General features: G+C 65.6%; 19 protein-coding genes. 11 read left to right on the top strand and 8 right to left on the bottom strand.

Annotated elements, in window-relative coordinates:
- Nucleotides 1–35 precede the first annotated feature (35 nt).
- The 9 genes from ACFVTG_RS23040 to ACFVTG_RS23000 all read left to right on the top strand — a co-directional run bounded on the left by ACFVTG_RS23040 (nt 36) and on the right by ACFVTG_RS23000 (nt 9334).
- On the top strand, nt 36–908 hold the full coding sequence (locus tag ACFVTG_RS23040) for a substrate-binding periplasmic protein (protein ID WP_390283059.1): 873 nt from the start codon (nt 36–38) through the stop codon (nt 906–908).
- 158 nt (nt 909–1066) lie between these two features.
- Nucleotides 1067–1972, top strand: coding sequence for a dihydrodipicolinate synthase family protein (locus ACFVTG_RS23035; protein WP_284752188.1), 906 nt, complete (start codon nt 1067–1069; stop codon nt 1970–1972).
- 128 nt (nt 1973–2100) lie between these two features.
- Nucleotides 2101–3102 carry a proline racemase family protein gene (locus tag ACFVTG_RS23030; protein ID WP_284752187.1) on the top strand — a complete coding sequence of 334 codons (1002 nt, stop codon included), beginning with the start codon at nt 2101–2103 and terminating at the stop codon, nt 3100–3102.
- A complete protein-coding gene (locus tag ACFVTG_RS23025; protein WP_390283058.1) occupies nt 3099–4043 on the top strand; it encodes an ornithine cyclodeaminase family protein in 945 nt (314 codons plus the stop codon). The genes ACFVTG_RS23030 and ACFVTG_RS23025 overlap by 4 nt, the downstream gene beginning before the upstream one ends.
- Nucleotides 4040–4768 (top strand): GntR family transcriptional regulator, encoded by a 729-nt coding sequence (locus ACFVTG_RS23020; protein WP_284752185.1) that lies wholly within the window; start codon nt 4040–4042, stop codon nt 4766–4768. Before ACFVTG_RS23025 ends, ACFVTG_RS23020 begins: the two co-directional genes overlap by 4 nt.
- Nucleotides 4765–6009: an NAD(P)/FAD-dependent oxidoreductase gene (locus ACFVTG_RS23015; protein ID WP_390283057.1), complete on the top strand. Its 1245-nt coding sequence runs from the start codon at nt 4765–4767 to the stop codon at nt 6007–6009. The genes ACFVTG_RS23020 and ACFVTG_RS23015 overlap by 4 nt, the downstream gene beginning before the upstream one ends.
- The gene (locus tag ACFVTG_RS23010) at nt 6006–6332 is read left to right on the top strand and encodes a (2Fe-2S)-binding protein (protein ID WP_390283056.1); all 327 of its coding nucleotides are present in this window, start codon (nt 6006–6008) and stop codon (nt 6330–6332) included. Before ACFVTG_RS23015 ends, ACFVTG_RS23010 begins: the two co-directional genes overlap by 4 nt.
- Nucleotides 6329–7795 carry an FAD-dependent oxidoreductase gene (locus ACFVTG_RS23005; protein WP_390283055.1) on the top strand — a complete coding sequence of 489 codons (1467 nt, stop codon included), beginning with the start codon at nt 6329–6331 and terminating at the stop codon, nt 7793–7795. Before ACFVTG_RS23010 ends, ACFVTG_RS23005 begins: the two co-directional genes overlap by 4 nt.
- A gap of 36 nt (nt 7796–7831) precedes the next feature.
- Nucleotides 7832–9334 carry an aldehyde dehydrogenase (NADP(+)) gene (locus ACFVTG_RS23000; RefSeq protein WP_390283054.1) on the top strand — a complete coding sequence of 501 codons (1503 nt, stop codon included), beginning with the start codon at nt 7832–7834 and terminating at the stop codon, nt 9332–9334.
- 630 nt (nt 9335–9964) lie between these two features.
- Here ACFVTG_RS23000 and ACFVTG_RS22995 read toward each other — a convergent pair.
- From ACFVTG_RS22995 to ACFVTG_RS22985, 3 genes are all read right to left on the bottom strand, one after another.
- Complete coding sequence (locus tag ACFVTG_RS22995) at nt 9965–11161, bottom strand: amidohydrolase family protein (RefSeq protein ID WP_390283053.1); 1197 nt, start codon at nt 11159–11161, stop codon at nt 9965–9967.
- Complete coding sequence (locus tag ACFVTG_RS22990; RefSeq protein ID WP_390283052.1) at nt 11145–12608, bottom strand: MFS transporter; 1464 nt, start codon at nt 12606–12608, stop codon at nt 11145–11147. Before ACFVTG_RS22990 ends, ACFVTG_RS22995 begins: the two co-directional genes overlap by 17 nt.
- Nucleotides 12609–12743: 135 nt before the next feature.
- A complete protein-coding gene (locus tag ACFVTG_RS22985) occupies nt 12744–13730 on the bottom strand; it encodes an ornithine cyclodeaminase family protein (RefSeq protein WP_390283051.1) in 987 nt (328 codons plus the stop codon).
- A gap of 168 nt (nt 13731–13898) precedes the next feature.
- Between ACFVTG_RS22985 and ACFVTG_RS22980 the strand changes: the two genes are divergently transcribed.
- Entirely contained in the window at nt 13899–14573 is a 675-nt protein-coding gene (locus ACFVTG_RS22980; protein WP_390283050.1) for a GntR family transcriptional regulator, read from the top strand.
- Nucleotides 14574–14594: 21 nt separating this feature from the next.
- Entirely contained in the window at nt 14595–15236 is a 642-nt protein-coding gene (locus ACFVTG_RS22975; RefSeq protein ID WP_390283049.1) for a LysR family substrate-binding domain-containing protein, read from the top strand.
- A gap of 150 nt (nt 15237–15386) precedes the next feature.
- Here ACFVTG_RS22975 and ACFVTG_RS22970 read toward each other — a convergent pair whose 3' ends face one another.
- The 5 genes from ACFVTG_RS22970 to ACFVTG_RS22950 form a co-directional block, all read right to left on the bottom strand.
- The gene (locus ACFVTG_RS22970; RefSeq protein WP_390283048.1) at nt 15387–15611 is read right to left on the bottom strand and encodes a hypothetical protein; all 225 of its coding nucleotides are present in this window, start codon (nt 15609–15611) and stop codon (nt 15387–15389) included.
- A 132-nt stretch (nt 15612–15743) separates the two neighbouring features.
- Nucleotides 15744–17195 (bottom strand): MmgE/PrpD family protein, encoded by a 1452-nt coding sequence (locus tag ACFVTG_RS22965; protein WP_390283047.1) that lies wholly within the window; start codon nt 17193–17195, stop codon nt 15744–15746.
- Nucleotides 17192–18130 carry a polysaccharide deacetylase family protein gene (locus ACFVTG_RS22960; RefSeq protein WP_390283046.1) on the bottom strand — a complete coding sequence of 313 codons (939 nt, stop codon included), beginning with the start codon at nt 18128–18130 and terminating at the stop codon, nt 17192–17194. Before ACFVTG_RS22960 ends, ACFVTG_RS22965 begins: the two co-directional genes overlap by 4 nt.
- A complete protein-coding gene (locus ACFVTG_RS22955) occupies nt 18127–18990 on the bottom strand; it encodes a polysaccharide deacetylase (RefSeq protein WP_390283045.1) in 864 nt (287 codons plus the stop codon). Before ACFVTG_RS22955 ends, ACFVTG_RS22960 begins: the two co-directional genes overlap by 4 nt.
- Entirely contained in the window at nt 18987–19859 is an 873-nt protein-coding gene (locus tag ACFVTG_RS22950) for an ABC transporter substrate-binding protein (RefSeq protein WP_390283044.1), read from the bottom strand. Before ACFVTG_RS22950 ends, ACFVTG_RS22955 begins: the two co-directional genes overlap by 4 nt.
- Nucleotides 19860–19903 lie beyond the last annotated feature (44 nt).

Below are 19903 nucleotides of genomic sequence, written 5' to 3'. Positions count from 1 at the left end.
ATCCTGCAGCACCCCCAACACCAACAGGAGGACTCATGAATACCCACCGCCTCAAAGGCGCCGGCATCCTGACTGCCAGCGCGATCGCCCTCAGCCTCGGCCTAACCGCCTGCGGCGGTTCCTCGGGCGCAAGCACGGCTTCGTGCACGCCAAAGCACCAGGGCATCCAGACCGTCGCACCGGGGAAGCTGACGGTCGGTGTCATCGACATCCCGCCGTTCAGCAGCTACAACAGCGGCAAGCCCAATGGCATCGACATCGCGATTGTCAGCAAGATAGCCAAGGACGAGTGCCTTGAACCCGCCTACCAGCAGGCCACTTACGCAGATGCCGTGCAATCCATTTCCGGCGGCAATATCGACCTCGCAGTGGGCACCATCGACGCAACCGAGAAACGCCTCAAGGCCGTCGACTTCTCCGCATCCACCTACCTCGACGGCATGGGCATCGTTTCCAAGTCGGGCGCCACGACCGTCTCGGACCTGGAGAAGATGAACAAGGTCGGCACGATCGACGGATACCTCTGGGTCGAGGACCTCAAGAAGATCCTGGGCGACAAGCTTGTCACCTACCCCAGCAGCGTCGAACTCAAGGCGGATTTCGACGCCGGCCGCCTGGACGCCGACGTTGACGCTTACGGCGTGCAGGTGCTTCAGTTCAAGGGCGCCGCCAGCGTCAAGGTCGCCCTCGCGAACGAGAAGCCGGACACACGCGTCGGGGCAATCGCCCACGCTCCCGAGGCTGCATTCCCCATGACCAAGGGCAACAAGAGCCTGCAGGACGCACTCAACGCCGGCATCACCGCACAGCGCGCGGACGGCACCATCACCAAGCTACTGACCGACGCCGGCCTGTCCGAAGGCCTCGGAAAGGTCGCCGAGAAGCAATACGTCGTTCCCGCGAGCTAGCTCCTTCCAGCTGACGCAACTCAGCAAACCCGGGTGCCGGGTTTAGGCCCGGCACCCATTTGGACCACCTGTGCAATGTCACATGGTAGATTAGGCTGTGAGGTATCTCACGGCAGCACAATGACGGCGCCGCGTGTGCCCCACCGAAAGGACCAACCATGACTGAAACCCGCAAGCCCTGGCACGGCGTACTCGTCGCAACGGCACTGCCGTTCAAGGACGATCTCGGCATCGACTACGACGCCTACGCTGAGCATGTCCGCTTCCTGGCCAACGCAGGCTGCGACGGCGTAGCCCCCAACGGATCATTGGGCGAGTACCAAACGCTGAGCGACGAAGAGCGTGCCCGCGTCATCACGACTGCGGTCGAGGCCGCACCCGAGGGCTTCACCGTGATGTCCGGCATCGGCGCATACGGCGGGCTGCAGACGCAGAGGTGGGCCGAGCAGGCCGCCGAAGCCGGCGCCAAGGCGCTCATGTTGCTGCCTCCGAATGCCTACCGCGCCAACGACGACGAGGTGGTGGACCACTACCGCCGCGCCGCCGCCGTCGGGCTGCCGATTGTGGCCTACAACAACCCCATAGACACCAAAGTGGACCTGACTCCGCAGCTCATTGCCCGTCTCCACGGCGAAGGCCTCATTGTCGGCGTCAAGGAATTCACCGGTGACGTGCGCCGCGCCTACGAAATCAAGGAACTCGCCCCAGAAGTGGACCTTCTCATCGGCACCGACGACACCGTCGTCGAGATGGGCCTGGCCGGTGCGGTCGGCTGGGTGGCGGGCTACCCCAACGCGATTCCGGAATCCACCTTGGAGCTGTACCGGCTCTCAACCTCAGGCGACCTGTCCGACCTGGGTCGCGCCCGCGAGATCTATCGCGACCTGCACTCCCTGCTGCGTTGGGACAGTAAGACAGAGTTCGTCCAGTCCATCAAACTGTCCATGGATATCGTTGGACTCCGCGGAGGCGTCTGCCGCCCACCCCGGGGACCGCTCGCCCCCGCAGTGCGCGACGCCGTCATCCGCGACACCGAAGCAGCCCTCGCCAAGGGCTACAAATAAGCAACAAACGTGAGCGAGCGTCCCCGCAAAACCTGCCAAACGTGAGCGAGCGTTTGGCAGGAGACGCACAGGGGCCGTTGCCCGGCGAAGCAGCCACGGGAACCTAGACCAACCAGAAGGAGCACTCGATGAGAACCAACCGCATCTTCCACGCCGTGGACTCACACACCGAGGGCATGCCCACGCGCGTCATTACGGGTGGCATCGGTACGATTCCCGGCGCCACGATGGCCGAGCGCCGGCTGTGGTTCATGGAGAACAGCGATTGGATCCGCACCCTCCTCATGACCGAGCCGCGAGGCCACGCGTCCATGAGCGGGGCAATCCTTCAGCCTCCGACGCGAGCGGATGCGGACTTCGGCGTCCTTTTCATCGAGGTCTCCGGGCTCCTGCCGATGTGCGGCCACGGCACCATCGGCGTCGCAACAGTGCTGGTGGAAACTGGAATGGTCGAGGTAGTCGAGCCGGTCACCACCGTCCGGCTCGACACCCCGGCCGGCCTGGTGGTCGCCGAGGTGGCGGTGAAGGACGGGCATGCCGAGTCCGTGACCATCCGCAACGTGCCTTCCTTCGTGGACCGCCTCGATGCGGCGGTTGACGTCCCTGGCTACGGCACCATTGCTTACGATCTGGCTTTTGGCGGCAACTTCTACGCGATCGTGGACCTGGACAGCCTCGGATTGCCTTTCGAGCGCGCCCGAAAAGACAATCTCCTCAAGGCCGGTCTCGCCATCATGGACGCCATCAATGCCCACGACGAGCCTGTCCACCCTGAGCGCGAGGACATCCGCGGTTGCCACCACGTCTACCTCAAGGCCCCTGGTTCCACGGCTGAGCATTCCCGTCATGCCATGGCCATCTACCCCGGCTGGTTCGACCGCTCCCCTTGCGGCACCGGCACCAGCGCGCGGATGGCGCAGCTGCACGCGCGCGGCGAACTCGCCTTGGACACAGACTTCATCAACGAGTCCTATATTGGTTCGCGCTTCATCGGTCGGCTGGTGGAAGAGACCCAGGTAGCAGGGCGCTCCGCGGTGGTCCCCACCGTGACTGGACGGGCTTGGCTGACCGGAACGGCCCAGTACTTCCTCGATCCCACCGATCCCTTCCCGGAAGGGTTCCTGCTGTGACCCTCCCTTACTTCGACGCTGCGGCGGTGCGGGAGGCGGCACCGTGGACGACGGCGATCGCCGCCCTCGAGCGGGCGCTCCTGAATGGCGTGGACCCGGAGGAGGACAGCCCCAGGATCTTCAGTCCCGCTCCGGGCGGGGAGTTCCTGCTCATGCCCGCAATGGGCCAACACTACAGCGGGGTCAAGGCCCTCACTGTTGCCCCTGGAAACCCGGCGCGGGGGCTTGAGAAGATCCAAGGCATCTACATGCTGCTTGACTCGGACACCCTGGCTCCCCTCGCCGTGATGGATGGCAACGAGCTCACAGCCATCCGCACCCCTGCCACCACCCTCCTCGCCGCGAAGCATATTCTCGCCACGGCCCCCGGGGGCGCCCCGGAGAAGCCGCGCGTGCTCGTTTTCGGCGCGGGGATCCAGGCACTCAATCACCTCCGGGCGGCGAGCGCCGTGTTCCCGGAGGCGAGCTTCGCCGTCGTCGGCCAGCGCCCCGAGCGCGTGAAGGTTCTCGTCGAGAAGCTTGCGTCCGAGGGAATCGAGGTCCGCCCGGCGAGCGCGGCAGGGGTATCCGGTGCCGATGTGGTGCTTTGCACGACATCGTCGCTTACTCCGGTGTTCGACGGCGGTCTGGTGGCTCCAGGTACCGTCGTCGCCGCGGTGGGCCAGCACGGGCTGGACGCACGTGAGGTGGATGCATCCCTCGTGCTGCGCAGCGACGTCGTGGTGGAGGGGCGGGCCTCGGCGTGGCGAGAAGCCGGAGACCTTATTCCGGCCCGAAGCGTCGAGGAATGGAAGACGATCCGTCCGGCCAACCTGCGGGAGCTGGTCAAAGGCGAGTTCGAGCGGACTCCGGGCCGGCCCTGCCTGTATGCGGGCGTGGGCATGGCATGGGAGGATCTCGTGACGGCGGCCTTGGTGTATGAAGGAGGCACTAGACCATGACACCTGCACAAGGAGTGCCCACCGTGCCAGCCAACAACAAGCTTCCCATCGCGCCCCTGGGCCGCCAGCGAAGCCTCCGCGAGTCCGTCACCGAATCGCTTCGCGCGGCAATCATCGCCGGCACCCTCGAGGAAGGCACCATGTATTCGGCGCCGGCTCTCGGCGCGGCCTTCGGCGTCTCGGCCACTCCAGTGCGCGAGGCGATGATGGACCTCACGCGCGAAGGCCTGGTCGAAACAGTAAAGAACAAGGGCTTCCGCGTCACCAGCATGAGCGATCGTGAACTCGACGAAATCACCCAGATCCGATTGATGATTGAGCCGCCGGTCATGGCGGACGTCGCCGGAACGGTCCCGCCGTCTGGCATAGCCGTACTGCGCTCACTGGCTGAGAACATCGTCGAGTCGGCGCGCGAGGGAGACCTGGCCGGTTACCTCGCCGCCGACCGAGATTTCCACGCCGAGTTGCTCCGTTATTCCGGCAACAACCAGCTCGTTGAACTCGCCACCAGCTTGCGCACGCGAACCCGCATGTACGGACTCAAGACTTTGAGCGAGAGCAACCGCCTGGCCGACTCGGCCCAGGAACACCATGAACTGCTTGACCTCATCGAAGCCGGCGAAGGGGCCGCCGCACAGGAATTCATGCGCCGCCACATCGGCCACGCCCGGGGCCTCTGGGCCACTGGCGAGAACGAGGCACCACCCGAGGAGCAACAGACATGAACCAAGGCAGCGACGTCCTCGTCATCGGTGCCGGGGTCATCGGGGCGGCCACCGCCTACTTCGCCGCGCGGCAGGGCCTCTCGGTCACGGTCATCGACAAGGGCCTGCCTGCCAGCGGCACATCATCCGCGTGCGAGGGGAACATCCTCGTCTCGGACAAGGAACTCGGTCCCGAACTCGAGCTCACGCGCTACTCCCTGGGAGTCTGGCACGGAGACCTTGGCGATCACAAGAGGCTCTGGGAGTTTGAATCCAAGGGCGGAATCATCGTGGCCTCGCGCGAGAGCAGCCTCGCTTCTTTGAACCGCGTCATGGCCGTGCAGACCGGTTACGGCGTAGCGGTTGAGGAGTTGGACCAAGATGCGTTGCGGGAAGCCGAACCGCAGATTTCCCACGAGGCCCTGGGCGGCGCAAGCTATTCCGAGGACTGCCAAGTCCAGCCAATGCTCGTCGCGGCCCACCTTGTCCGGCTTGCAACCGAGGCCGGAGCACGATTCCTGGCGGACACTCCCGTGACCGGCTTCCGGCGTAGCAGCAACCGCGTCACCGGCGTCAAGACTCCTCGCGGAGACTTCTCCGCAGACGCAGTGGTGAACTGTACGGGCACCTGGGCGGGCGAGCTCGCCGCATTAGCCGGTGTCAGCGTGCCGGTGCTCCCCCGTCGCGGCTTCGTCGTGGTCACTGAGCCGCTCCCGCCAATGGTCCACCACAAGGTCTACGCCGCCGAGTACATCGACAATGTCGGCAGCTCCGACGGCGGCCTGCAGGCCTCGCCCGTGGTTGAGGGCACTCCCAGCGGCACCATTCTGATTGGCTCAACGCGTGAGCGGGTGGGCTTCGACCGCACCGTGAGCACCAACGCATTGAGCCTGCTGGCCCGCAACGCTACCGCGCTGTTCCCCTTCTTGGAGCATGTAAAAGCTATCCGGCACTATCACGGCTTCCGCCCGTACTGCCCGGACCACCTGCCCGTGATCGGGCACGACGAGCGCGCCCCTGGGCTTTGGCATGCTGCTGGCCACGAAGGCGCCGGAATCGGCCTGTCCGCAGGCACCGGCAAGCTCCTGGCCCAGGCACTGGTTGGCCAAGCTCCGGACCTCGACCTTTCACCCTTCGCTCCGGCCCGCTTCGGCGAACTCCCTACCGGCGAGCCGGCGCGTCACTCCAGTTCACATCACCCCGCTTCACCCCAGTCCGCAGAACACCAGTCCGCGGAACCCCGCGAGGAGGCCAGCGCATGAGTACCCCAACAGGAGGCACGGCAGAGGCAACCCCAAGCGCCGCCGTCGTCCGCGTGAGCTTTGATGGGCGCCCACTCGAAGTAGCTCCGGGCCAGAGTGTCGGCGCCGCTTTGACCGCCCAAAGCATCACGGCCTGGCGCGCCACACGCAAAGGGGAGAGGCCGCGGGGGCTGTTCTGCGGCATCGGCGTGTGTTTCGACTGCCTGTTGACGGTCGACGGCGCCGCCAACCAGCGCGCGTGCCTCGTTGAGGTTCGCGAGGGCATGGAAATTGAAGGCTCATGCCCGGAGGATCCCTCGGAAGAACCCGGAGGCCGAGCATGAAACCCATCGTCAGCACAGATGTCGCGGTCGTAGGCGCGGGCCCAGCCGGGCTTGCCGCGGCCGTTTCGGCCGCCGAAACCGGAGCCGCCGTCGTGCTCGTGGACGCGGGCGCCCAGCCGGGCGGCCAGTTCTGGCGGCACCGGCCCGAAACCGTGGTTCCGGAGCCCGATGGCCGTGGACACCACGGGTGGAAGAGCTACCTTGACCTCCGCGCGAGGTTCGACGCCGCCCGCCACCAAGGGCTGATCACCTACCTTCCCGGCCTCCAGGTCTGGATGGCACAGCAAAACCAGCCAACTCAAGCGGACGACGCCGGCTTCACCTTGCGCACGACGCCCACCGTCGCGGTGGCTGCTTCAGGGGCGGGCGTCGGTGCCCAAGCCATCGTCGCGCGCCGCCTTGTCCTCTGCCCCGGCGGGTACGACCGCCAGCTTCCGGTTCCCGGCTGGGATCTCCCCGGCGTGATGGCCGCCGGCGGCATCCAGGCCTTCATCAAGGCCAACGGAATTCTGCCCGGGAAGCGCTTCGTGATCGCAGGGACCGGCCCTTTCCTGCTCCCGGTCGCTGCGAATATCGCCGAGGCTGGCGGCAAGGTCCTCGCCGTGCTCGAGTCCTCCTCCCCCACCGCCTGGCTGGCGCATCTGCGAGCTGCCGCAGGAGTGCCGGAAAAGGCACTCGAGGGCGCGCAATACGCCGCAGTCTTCGCCCGGCACCGGATTCCGTACCGCACACGCAGCATCGTCACCGAAGTCCTCGGATCCCGGATCCTCGGTATGGATCGCGTGTCCGGCGTGCGTACGGCCAAGGTCGATGTTGAGGGCAGCGCCAGGCCCGGCACGGAACGCATCTACGAAGACGTGGACGTGGTGGGCTTCGGCTGGGGCTTCACGCCCCAGATGGAGCTGCCCCTGTCTTTCGGCATTGAAACCCGGCTCGACGCCGACGGCTCGCTGGTCGGGGTCGTCGATGAGCGGCAGGAGTCCAGCGTCCCGGGCCTGTATCTGGCCGGTGAGGTCACCGGCGTCGGCGGGGCAACATTAGCCGTCCTTGAGGGCATCGCCGCGGGCACGGCCGCAGCGGGCGGCGCAGTTGTGCCGGAGAAAACCGCTGCGCGGCATCGCCGTTTCGCAGAGGCAATGCACGGGGCGCATCCGGTACCCGCTGCTTGGCAGGACTGGCTTTCTCCGGAAACCACCGTATGCCGCTGCGAAGAAGTCACCGCCGGCCAGATCATGGAAGCCCGGGAAAGCCTGGGTGCCCACGATGCCAGGACCCTCAAGTCCTTCACCCGCGCCGGAATGGGCTGGTGCCAAAGCCGCGTGTGCGGCTTCGCCTCGGCCTGCCTTGGCGCAGGCCCGGGCGTTTCGCCAACCGCCGAGTCCCTCTCCGGCATCGCCAAACGGCCCCTCGCGGCGCCCGTGGGCATCGGCGAGCTCGCCGCCCTGGACGCTGACGACCACTGACTCTTCAGTCCAACCCCTCCCGAAAGGAGACCGAGCATGACCACCGTCGCCCAAAACACGCCCGGCCAGCAATCCAACGCCGGCGCCGTAACGCCCACTACTGACGCCGAGCTGGAATCCCTCCTGGCTGCTGCCCAGTCCGCCGCGGCGCACCTCGCCGCCTTGCGGCCTGCCGAACGCGCAAAGCTGCTCGACGCCGTCGCCGACGCCCTCGACGCCGCCGCCGGCCAGTTGGTCCCCGTGGCACAGCGCGAGACCCGCCTAGCCGAGGTCCGCCTCCGCGATGAGCTCAAGCGCACCACTTTCCAACTGCGCCTTTTCGGGGATCTGCTGCGCGACGGCGGTTACCTTGACGCCCGGATCGACCACGCCGACGCCGACTGGCCTATGGGCGCTCCACGGCCGGATATTCGCCGTGTACTGGCGCCGTCGGGGCCGGTGGTCGTGTTCGCGGCAAGCAACTTCCCCTTCGCGTTCTCGGTGGCCGGTGGAGACACTGCCTCGGCACTTGCTGCCGGAAGCCCCGTGCTGCTCAAGGCCCACTCCGGCCATCCCGGGCTTTCCTTACTCACCGCCAAGGTTATCGCCTCAGCCCTTGCCGCGGCCGGCGCTCCCGAGGGCACTTTCGCGCTCATCACGGGAACCGCCGCCGGAGCCGCCGCCCTGCGCGATCCCCGGATTAAGGCCGGTGCCTTCACAGGTTCCATTCCGGGCGGACGCGCACTCTTCGACATCGCGAGCTCACGTCCGGAACCCATCCCCTTCTTCGGCGAACTGGGCAGCAACAACCCCGTCTTCGTCACCGAGGCTGCGGCCGCAGAGCGCGGCCCGGAGATTGCCGAGGCCTTCGTCGGTTCCTTCACGCTTGGGGCGGGACAGTTCTGCACCAAGCCCGGCACGCTCTTCGTCCCGGCGGATTCCGGCCTGGTGGATGCATTGCGCGACGCCGTCCTACCTCCGGCCATGCCTCTCCTCAACGATCGGATCCAGTCCGGCTACGTCGAAGGGCTGCAGGGCTTGCAGTCCAACCCCCGGCTGAACGTCCTGGCCCAGGGCACCGATCCCCTGGCGGACCCGCCGAGCCCCACCCTCCTGCTGACCACAGCCACGGACATGCTTGCCGAACCGCACGCGCTCCAGGCCGAGTGCTTCGGCCCCACTGCTGTGGTGGTGGCGTACGACGACGAGTCCCAGCTTCCGCTGATCGCTGAAACCTTCGAGGGCCAACTGACCGCGACAATCCACGGAACGGATTCCTGCCGGGTGGACGGGCTCGTGGAGATCCTCGCACGCAAGGCCGGGCGAGTGCTCTGGAACCAGTGGTCTACTGGCGTCTCGGTCACGTATGCCCAGCAGCACGGCGGCCCCTACCCGGCGACGACGGCGGCCGGCAGCACCTCAGTGGGCACAGCCGCGATCGAACGTTTCCTGCGGCCCGTCGCTTACCAGGGCTTCCCGCAGCATCTGCTGCCCGAGGCCCTGCGCGAGGAGAACCCCCTCGGCGTGCCGCGCCTCGTGGACGGCCGTCGGGAGAATTAGCCGCTCCGGGGGCCTCATACTCATGATTCCGGAAGCCCCTCCCAAGCATGTCCTGTCCCGAAGGAGTCCTGTTGCTTGTTTTGAAGTGGTTGCAGCCGGTCGTCCGGCGGTACGGGAGGTTGCGATCCAGCCTGGTTGGCCTCCCCAATCCCGCCGAGGACTTGGGGCGACAGACCCTCATCCGACGTCTGGAGGCGGATGACTCCTACTGGTGGATCCTCGTCGGCGGCATACACGTTCGGGGATTCGGTCCCCACGATAAGCAACAACAAGGCCAAGCTGGACCGGAAACATAGCCAGTTTGCTGTAGCGGATCGCTGACTCAGCTAACCGTCCATCTTTGCCCAAGAAGCGGCGGACCGCATCGCTTCCGGTCGGGATTCTGCCGGACGCCCGGGGATGGTCGAGCACAAGCCAGTTCGCGGCCGGCCCGGAAACGGTACTTCAGCATCCGGCTGTTGTCGGCCTCGCCGGGAGGGATCCCACCACTCACGATGGGAGGTTGGCTAGGGCCCAAACAAGACGCAAGATCGCGACTTTGCTTACGGTTCTTGGTCCCACAATGGTCCAATCAGATTCATTCGCCCAGGACGTCGCGGCGGGAGTCCCGATACAGGCACTGCCGATAGATTACTCCGGGCGCACAGGGTCGCCGTCAACAAGTACGAGCCGAAGCGAGCGCCCGTCGGCAAGGACGCCGATGTCTGAGAGGGGATCTCCGTCGACCACAATCAGGTCGGCGTACCCTCCCTCGCCCACGACGCCGGCGCGGCCGGCCTCCCCGACGATCTCGGCACTGACGATGGTGGCCGAGCGAAGCACCTCAAGCGGTTCCTGTACCCTCGCGCGTAACCGGAACTCCTCAAGCTGCAGCGGCAGACCCTCACCATGGAGATCCGTCCCATACCCGATTCGGACCCCCGCGACCGAGGCCTTGGCGAGCGATTCGAGCCCGCGCTCGAAGATGTCCTCCACTGCCGCCCTCTTGGCGGCGTCGAGCCCGTGGCCCGTCACCCCGGAGAGGATCGCCCAGTAGGTGGCGAGCGTCGGGACGTAGAAGGCGTCCCGCTCAAGGAAGAGCCGGATGCACTCGTCGTCGAGCAGGTTGCCGTGTTCGATCGTGCGGACGCCGAGACGCAGCGCGCGTGCCACGGCCTCGGCCGTATACACGTGCGCGGCGATGTACCGGTGGGCGAGACGGGCCTCATCGACGGCGGCGAGGACCTCCGCGTCAGAAAAGCCGAGTGCCTCGAGGCGCATCTTCGACACGACGCCGCCCGAGAGAGTGAGCTTGGCGTGGTCGGCACCATCGCGAAACTCGGCCCGCAGTGCCCGGCGAAGCTCGACTTCGCCGTCGCAGACCTTCGTGAGGACGTGCCCTCCGGTCGGGGCGAAGATCGGGCCACCCGCCTTGAGGCGGGGGCCGGTCACGAGCCGCTCGTCGACGGCGCGGGCCAGTCCGGTGTCCGCCCCGCCCATGTCCCGGACAAGCGTGAAGCCACGCAGCAGCATCTCGTGCAGGACCCGGGCTGTGCGGGCCGCGTGGTACTGCGGCGACCAGGACAGGATCTCGTTGAAGTCCCCGGACGCCTGGGTAACGTGGGCGTGGGCATCGATGAGACCCGGGAGGACCGTCTGACCTTCCACGTCTATTTCGACGGCATCCGGCACCGTGCGGGTCGAGTCTGAGATCTCGGCGATAACGCCGTCCCGGGCAACGATGGTTCGCGGCGGGCTGAGCTCCCCGCTCGCGACGTCGAGGATGTGGGCCCGACGAAGGACGATCGTGGCGGCGCGGGAGCGTCCAGGGTCAGAGCGAACTGCCATGGCCACCTCCTTCACTGGTGCGCACGGTCCGGGGTACGCCCGCGACGGAGGTCGGGCTGCCGCCGTCGGGCCCCGCTTCTTCCCCCGGTTCATCCGCTGACCCGCCCTCGATCTCCTCAAGAGAGCGTCCGCTCGTCGAGAGTCCGAAGACGAGGACGACCAGCGCGGCGCCGCCCAGGACGGCCATGATCATCGTGAACACGCCCCCGAAGCCCAGCGCCGGGAAGGCGGCACCGATGAGGATCGGTGCGGTGATGCCGCCGACCCGTCCGAACGCGGAGGCACTGCCCATGCCGGTTGCCCGCAGTTTGGTCCCGTAGACCTCCGGTGTGTAGGCGTAAAGGCCTGCGTAGCAGCCATTCATGAAGAACGAGAGGAGTGAGCCCGTGAGGAGGATGGCGCCTTCGTTCGACGCTTGGGAGAGGAGGAACGCCGCGCCGGCTCCGCCTAGGAGATAGAGCGCGATCGTGACGCGCCGACTGAGCCTTTCGTTGAGGAACGCGGCGCTGTAGTAGCCCGGGATCTGCGCGATGGTGATGATGAGGGAATAGGTAAAGCTGCCAGTGACCGTCATTCCCTTCGTCACGAGGAGCGAGGGAATCCAGACGAAGAACCCATAGAAGGAGAAAGTGACGGCGATCCAGAGCAGCCAGACCACCGCGGTGCGGCGAGCGTTCCCGTGCCGCCACAGATCAACGTGCTGGAACAGGGGTGGGGCTTTCGGTGCTGTGGTTCCGGCGGTGGTCTGGGGCCCGTGCCATGCCCGAACGAGTCGTCCTTCCTCCAAGCCGAGCACCACTTCTTCCGCTTCGGTGTAACGGCCGCGGGTCAGCAGCCACCGAGGGGACTCGGGGAGCACGCGCCGCCACCAGAGCAGCATCACGATGGGCGCGGCGGAGATGAGCTGGCCGATTCGCCAGCCTTCGGGAAGTCCCGCGACGACCGTGGTGCCGATCAGGGCAGCGCTCACGTAGCCAAGGGCAAAGAACCCGGCGACGGCTCCGACAAAGAAGCCGCGGCGGTGCTTGGGGATGAACTCCGCGATGAAGGTCGGGATGATGGCCGATTCGGCGCCGATGCCGATGCCCGCAATGATCCGCAAAATGAAGAAGAGCTCCCAGCTCGGGGAGAATGCGGCCGCGATTGTCGCCGCCGCGTAGAGCGCGAGGGCGTACATCATGATGCGCCGGCGGCCGATCCGGTCGCCGAGGACTCCGGCGCCGATCGAACCGATGAAGATGCCGATGAGCAGCGCACTGCCGATGAGTCCGGACTGGGCGCCATCCAAATGCCAGAGCGGCTTGATTATCGGCAGGATGTAGGAGACGAGTGAACCGTCCATGCCATCAAAGAGCAGCCCAAGGCCTCCGATTAACGCGAGCTGGATATGAGGCCTGCCGACCCGCATGCCGTCCATCCGCTCCAGTAGTGATTGCGTAGATGCCATCACTGTGCCTTTCTGTTTGTTTGGGAGAAGTGGTGCTTAAGGAGATTTGGTATACATGGTTCCATCAAATGTGACCTGTGTCATCATCTTGCGAGGAGTTTTTTCGGTTTTGGCATGCCAAACGCTATCTGGGACTCAGTCGGAGAGATTGACATGTACGCCCAGGCCCCGCTCGAGCGCCGCGTCGTAGAGGAGCCTCCCGATAGCAAGGTCCTGCAGCCCCATGCCAACGGAGTTGAAGAGCGTCATCTGATCCGGGCCCTCCCGTCCCGCAATCGAACCGATGATGACCTGCCCGAGTTCGCCAGCGACGTCGGTGAGTGCCAACGCCCCCTCGTCGACTGCCAGCAGCAGGTCCCCCGACTTGGCCAGGACCGTCTCAAGGCTGTCAACAACGACCCGCGAGCGGGACATCGCCTCGGCGTCGAGCTCGCGGTGGTCGGGGCGCGGACGCGCCCCGACGGCATTGACGTGCAGCCCGTCCCGGAACCACCGCCCAAGGACAATAGGGGACTCCGAGGGAGTGAGCGTACAGACGACGTCGCTCATTTCCACGACCTCGCGAACACCTTCAGCCCGGATAACCTCGGTTCCGCCGGGCTCGACAGCCCGACGGAACCTGTCCAAAGTCTCGGCAGTGCGCGACCAAACGATAACGGTGTCAATCGGTAGGACGGACATTATCGCCTCCACATGCGCTATGGCGAGAGCCCCGGCCCCGACGAGGCCCAGGATGCGGCTCTCGGGCCGGGCGAGGTGGCGCGAAGCGACCGCAGTCATGGCCGCCGTGCGGATCCGCGTTGGCACGCGGCCGTCGAGAAGCGCGAGGGTCTCCCCCGTGGCCCGGTCGGTCAGAACGATCGACGAACGCTGGCTAGGGAGACCGGCCCGTGCGTTAGACGGGATGTCACAGAGCAGCTTTGAAGCGACCAGGCCTTGCGGAGCCGATGCGGCCGCCATGACGAGATACCGCGCGTCGGTATCCGGTAGCCGCATGGATAGCGGGCCGGGCTGGTCGGCCGCGCCGCGCGCCTGGTCTGCCAGGCTCGCCTCTATCGCTCGGATAGTTGCGCCCATATCTGCCGAGGCGGCGAGGTCCGAGGCGCTAAGAATGAGGGTCACAGGGACTCCTTCCAGGTGTGTTGCCAATCACCATAGATCACTTTTGGTATGCCAAATAGTGCGAAGTGTGAAAAATATTGCAATAACCAAGACTCTTAGGAGATGATTGGCATGCCAAGAAAGTTCCGTGCATGCTTAAGACGTTGTGGCCATCCAGAGGGGAATCTTGTGACAGCAGAGGCAACGAACGTGGCGGTCTCGACGTCGCGCGCCGGCAACGTGTACGAGTGGATCCGCGAGCGGATCATCGACGGCACCTTCCCTCCGGGACAGCGGATCCGCGAGCGGGATGTGGCGCTCGAACTCCAGGTATCGCGAGTGCCCGTACGCGAGGCACTCCCCCAGCTCGAGAGCGAAGGCTACATCGAGACCCTGCCCCGGCGTGGGGCGGTCGTGACCCACCTGACCGTCCAGGCCGTCACCGAGCTGTTCGACGTGCGGTCAAGTCTCGAAGTCCTCGGCACCCGGCTCGCGGCCCAGGCCTGCGCGGGCGGCACCGACGCAAGCCGGCTGAGGGACCTCTTGGGCGCTGCGGAGGCTGCCCTGCAGGAGAACAACGAGAACCTTATCGCGGATATCAACTCGAAGATCCACGAGGAGATCCTTGAGCTCAGCGGCAGCCATCTCCTCAGAAGGCTCATGTCGCCAGTGAACGGCCAGGTCCGCCGACTCTTCCATGTGGCCTCCGACCGCGACCAACTCGTGCAACACCACGAGCACAGCGCCATCGTGCAGGCGATCACCGAAGGACACTCCGAGCTCGCCGCAGCCCTCGCCTTCGCGCATGTCGAACACAGCCGCAATGAGTGCCTGCCCATCGTGGAGAAAAGCCTCAAGGCATAAGCATCGTGGTCCGGGACCACGTTGGCCATTGCCATCCCCCAAGGACCACCCGCTTGCCGAAGAAAAGGCGGTCTGTCCGATTTCCGGGGCGACTCCTGGGTCTGGCTCCCCCGGTCGATCTCGCCGGAATATCACGTCGAACTCGTTGCGGCATGCAGACAGGCGGGCTTCAGCCCCAACGCGCAGCACTATGCCAACTCGATCAATTCCCAACTCGCGATGGTCAAGTGCGGTCTCGGCGTGACACTGGCGCCCGCGTCCTCCGTCCGGCTTCAACCGGATGGCCTCGTCTGGCGGGACATCACAGAGCGCGCGGATCTGTGGAACTCTCCATCGTCGGCCGGACGGGAGCGACAGAACAAATGTGCTGCACCAAACGGGCAAGCGTTCATCGGAGAAGCACTACATCCGGACCTCTCAATCCATCCCGAGAATGGGTGTTTGGGGTCGCGCCGGGACCCTGAACCCGCCACCCCAAACACCTTCATAGGCCACCGCGGCAGCCAGCGCCGGCCCGCCAACCAAGCGTCAGAGGGACGCCACTACAAGCTTTGTACACACGTTAAAGCAAAAACCCCTCTGACGAGCGGAAACACTGTGCCCGAGGTGGGACTCGAACCGCATTCCGGGCCACGGAAACACTGGGAACTCCCGAAAACATAGCCAGTACGGGCCAATCCGGCACCGGTACGGCCCAGTCCGATGGACAAAGTGTGTATGTTGTACGCACCCCAAATCTCACCCCTGCAGATTCCCCCACCTACCGCACGTCAAGGAGTTCCGACAATCAGCTTGGGATCCCACTCACGGGACCTACCGTCGAATCAAATGTTGCTCGATCAGGACGGCGCTGCCCTGCAAGTCAATGTCATCAGCGGCCACACCCACGACCAAGGCGAACCCCTCGTCGGGGTTGAAGTCGTGCCGGTGGCGGTTGCTCCACAGCAGCTGGACCATGAGCGTCCATGCAGTACCTCTGTTGCCGTCGATGAACGGACGGAACCTGGCTACGGACGCGAGGAGTGCCTCGGTCTTCATGGCCTGCGCACGCAGCGTGATCCCTTGCGCCCTCCTTAGCCGGGTGCAAGCCCAGGCTGCTTTCCGGCCGCCTCCGTCACGGTGACCTCTCGGGCCGAAGCCGAAGCAGCGGCTGGCGTTTCTGGGCCGTAGCTAGCTGATGACGCTCGCCTCGCGGGAGGCGCTCAGCAGTTGTTGCACGCGCGCGATGTCCGGAACGTCCTCCAGCCGAGTGACCAGATTGACGAGTTCGACGGCGTCATCCGGCGCGAGGCGCGCACCGGCCAGGGACATGAACTTCCCGATGGTTTCCTCGTCGCTGAGCCTGTTGGTGGACGCTCCGCGCGCCCGAACAGCCTGGAGCGAGTAGTCGCCGTCGGCGGTGCTGACGGTGAGGTATGGTTCGGCGGATCCGCCCTGCTGGGCCGGATCCAGTTCCAGCGAAATTAGTCCCATCAGCGCGCTGACGCGGGGATCTGTCCTGCCTTGTTCAGTGATGTCGTCCAGCCCGACGCCGCCGCGGAGCAGGGCCGTGGCCACGGCAAAGTGCATGCTGAGCTGTGCCGATACCAGGGAGGACACATCCATTTTGCCGCACATGTCCATGATCAGGGAGCTGGTCCGGACCGTGATGCCGCGAATGTCCTCCGTAGTGAAGCCGTGTTTCCGTTGGAGTTCCAGGGCGGCGTCAATGGCGGAATGCGTGCTGCGGCAGCTGGCGTACGGCTTGATGGAAGCCTTGTCGATCTGCCAATCCTTGCCCAAGGTGGCGTGGATTGCCGACTCGTCCGTGGACACACCTGAGCTTCCGCCGTAGATCTTCAGGAAGCTGCCCCAGGGCGCGGAGAAGAGGTCAGCGGGACCGGTGAAGCCGCCCCGAGCTAACAGGGCGCTGTTAAGTCCGGCCTCGGCGGCCCGGCCCACGTGCATGCGCTTGGACATGGCACCATCTCCGATGAACGCCCAAGTTCCGCCCGTGAAGGAACCGGCCAGCCCGATGGCTGATGCCATCTGCCTAGAATCGAGTTCGAGGATGATGCCTGCGGCCACGGCAGCGCCGAAAGTACCGCAAACGCCGGTGGAGTGCCATCCAAGGTTATTGACGGCGTCGTACCCGCCCAAAGCGTCCTGGACCCTGCGGGCGAGCTCGTATCCGGCCACCACCGCGTGCATGAGTTGCGCGCCCGGCACCGGCTCGTCACGCATGGCGGCCGCGGCGAGGGCTGCAGGGAGGACAACAGCCCCGGAATGATCGCAGCCGCCGGAATCGTCCAGCTCAAAGGCGTGGCTGGCGACGCCATTGATGAAGGCGGCGGCAAGCGGCGGGGCCACGGCCGGAGCTCCCCAGAGCGGCACAGCCTTCGGTCTGTCGGCGCGACCGGGCAAGCCACCGCTTGCCTGGGCCTCATCCGCCAGGCCATACCCGGCCAAGAGCGCCGAACGGCTGATGGCGACTTCCCGGGAAGCAGCCCCCGCGATCCCGGCGCCGAGCGTATCCAGGATGTGGAGCCTCGCCCGATGCTTCACGCTGTCCGGGATGTCCTGGAAGCCGAGCGAGGTGATGAAGTCTGAAAAGATCTCGGAAGCGCTCCGGGAATGGTTCATTTGCCTTTGCCTGACGTGGTGATGGTGTGGAAGATTTCCGCGGGATGGCCGGCTGAATTCGGTTCGCCGTGGTCGCGCCACCATGCCGCGACCTCGCTGCCCGTGGCAACCCAGACGTTCTCGTGGCGGTTTACATGGTCCATGAATTCGCGCAGCATCCCGATTCGGCCCGGGGTCGCGATGATCTCCGGGTGGACGGTGAGCACGAAGCAAAGACCCTCGGTACGGTAGGCCTCGAATTCGATGATCCAATTTCGCAGTACTTCCCGGGTGGAGGCGATGCGCGGGCTGCCCTTGGGAATCGGCGGGTCAAGGTTGAAGACGAAATAGGGGAAATCGTCCAGTTCGTGGTGCCTGGGGATCTCTACCAGTCGGCGCGCGTCCCCTGCGTGGAAATGCGGAATGTCGTCGCCATGCCACGAGGAGGACCAGCTGAAGCTGTGGTCTGCCAGTGCCGCGGGCAGGCCGTGGGCATACGATCCTCGACCAACCCGGAAACCCTCCGGCCGGAAGCCGAGTCGGTCATGGAAAGCCTCCTGCGCCCTGAGGATCGATTCCAGCTGCCCGGTGAGGTCCAGGCTGCCGAAATCCTCCAGCGCCCAGCCCATGTTGGCGAGTTCGTGGCCTGCCGCCACCACCGCTTCGAGCTGCCTCGGATAGGCCTCCAGGTTGCGCCCGGGGACGAACCAGCTGGCCCGCGTGCCGCTGCGCTCAAGCTCCGCGAGCAAGCGATCGACGCCGCGTGTCGCGCCATATTGCCCCACGGAAAGGCTTTTGGCGCGGTCGACGGCGTCCGGGGCCGCCGAGAGGATGGACAGTTCGGCTTCGAACGCCACGGTGAGGACGAAGGCGCTCTCCTTGCCGTCCGGCCAACGGGCAGGGCCGCGCGACTGTTGCTCCGGCGTCGGGGACTGTTGTTCCGGCGTCGTCATCATGCCTTCTCCCGCAGATCGGGTGCTTGCCGCGATTGCCACCAGCGGCCCACGTCCCGGCAACTGGCAAACCACACGTCGTCTTGGGCGCCCATGTGTTCCATCCAGCGGTCCAGCAGCGCGGCACGGCCCGGGCGGCCCACCACCTTGGGGTGGAAGATCGTCGAAAGGCACAGACCCTCGGAGCGGTAGCCATCGAATTCGCGCATCCAGTTGTCCAAGGTCAGTTCGTAACTCGCTATCCGGTCGCCGCCCGAGGGCCAGTCCGGATTGGTGGTGTACGCGAGTGACGAGTAGTCGTCCATTTCGGAGCGGGCCGGGATCTCCACGAGCACTCCGCCGGGATGGAAGTACGGCCGGTCGTCGCCGCGCATGGAGCTGGAGTATTCGAAGCCGAGTTCCTCCAGGAGCGCCGGCGTCTCGGGGCGCCAGTCCCCCGACGGAGTCCGGAAACCGACGGCCGTGGTTCCCAGGACGTTGTGGAAGATCCGCTGGCTGGTTTCGATGACCTCGCGCTGCTGTTCCGTGCTGAGGTCCCAGTATTTCTCGTGCCGGTAGCCATGGTGCGCCACCTCGTGTCCCTGCTCCACGATCCGACGGCATTGTTCCGGCCAGGTCTCCACCACCCATGCAGGGGTGAAGAACGTTGCCGGGAAGGAGTGCCGCTCAAGGAGCCCGAGGATGCGGTCCAAGGCGCGCCAAGGGCCGTAAGCGCCTTGGGTGAAATACTCGGGACGGTCCCAAATGGTGCCCTTGAGCATGGCGTCCCCCGTGGGACCGTCCAGATCGAAAGCGAGGGCGACGGCGGCCCGCTTGCTTGCGGGCCACACCGCCGCTCCCGCTTGGTTGTTCAACGGGATCAAGACTTGACGCCGTTGACTTCCGGGGTCATCGAGCCGTAGCCGAGGCCCCACTTGTCCAAGATCTTCTGGTAGTCGCCGCTGGCCTTGACCTTGTTGAGGGCGTCCTGGATGGCGTTCACGAGTTGGGTGTTGCCCTTCTTAGCGAGGATTCCGAACGGCTTGGCCGGAAGGGAATCAAGCACTGCCTTGTATTTCCCGGGCTCGGTCTTGTCGAAGTACGCGAGGTTCTCGGCGCCCTGGACGGCCAGGTCCACGCGTCCCTGATCGATCTGCAAGCGTGCGGCTGCCCCGGAGTCCGTGGGAAGGATGCTGATCTCCGGCAGGCCCTTGTCCGTGCAGAGTGTCTTGCTCAGGGCCTTGACCTGCTCGAAGTAGTCGGTCTTTCCGCTCACAGCCAGCTTCTTGCCGCAAGCGTCCTGCTGCTTGGTGAACTCGCCTGCCCGGCTTCCGGACGTGTAAAGGCGGCCCTGGGACTTGAAGTAGTCCACGAAGTCCGCGGTTTTCTGGCGTTCCATGGTGTCCGAGATGCCGGACATGACCACATCGACGCGGCCGGTCTGGGCCGAGTTGATCAGCTGGTCGAACGGCGATTCCACTACCTCGACCTTCACGCCGAGGGCTTCGCCGAGCTTCTGCTGGAGCTCGATGTCCAGGCCTGCCAGGTTCTTGTCATTGTCCCGGAATTCCATCGGGGGGAAATCGGGAGAGAGTCCGATGCGCAGCTTTCCGGCATCCTTGATTTCCTGTGGGAGACCGGCAGGGGCGGATGCGGAAGGGGCGGCAACCGGTCCGCCCACGCAGGCGGTCAGGCCGAGGGTTGCGGCGGCGGCCACCGCGGCGAGGCGGGCAGCAGTCTTGAGGTGCTTCATGTTGGCTCCGTTTGTTGTGAGGGGGCGGGATGCGATGGGGGTAA

It is taken from the genome of Arthrobacter sp. NPDC058127, from assembly GCF_042884555.1.
In the GTDB taxonomy this organism is placed as follows: Bacteria; Actinomycetota; Actinomycetes; order Actinomycetales; family Micrococcaceae; genus Arthrobacter.
Note: the sequence above shows the minus strand (reverse complement) of the source record. Positions and strands in the feature narration are given on the sequence as shown.